Origin of the sequence: Akkermansia sp. UNK.MGS-1, assembly GCF_000980515.1 — a bacterium.
In the GTDB taxonomy this organism is placed as follows: domain Bacteria; phylum Verrucomicrobiota; class Verrucomicrobiia; order Verrucomicrobiales; family Akkermansiaceae; genus Akkermansia; species Akkermansia muciniphila.
In genome coordinates, this window is sequence record NZ_LBCB01000015.1 from 1 (window position 1) to 305 (window position 305).

The 305-nt window shown below is 57.7% G+C and carries 1 protein-coding gene; it reads left to right on the plus strand.

Features of this window, described 5'->3' with window-relative positions; genetic code table 11:
* A partial coding sequence (locus tag WW58_RS09750; protein ID WP_046437269.1) for a biosynthetic peptidoglycan transglycosylase occupies positions 1 to 305 on the plus strand: 305 nt, incomplete at both ends.

The window sequence follows — 305 nt, forward strand, 5'->3', positions numbered from 1 at the left end:
GGAGCGCAACCTGCATTCCAAGCTGACGGAGGTGGCTCTGGCAAAGCGCATTGAAGCCACCTACACGAAGGATGAGATTCTGGAGACCTACATCAACCGCATTTTCTGGGGACACACTTTCCTGGGGATTGCGGCGGCGGCGCGCGGGTATTATGACAAGGAGCCCCGCGACCTGTCCCTGGCGGAATGCGCCACGCTGGCCGGCATCATTTACGGCCCGAATGATTTTTCCCCCATCAAACACCCGGAGGAAGCCAAAAAAGTGCGCGACATCGTCCTGGGACTGTTGAAAAACGAGGGCAAGA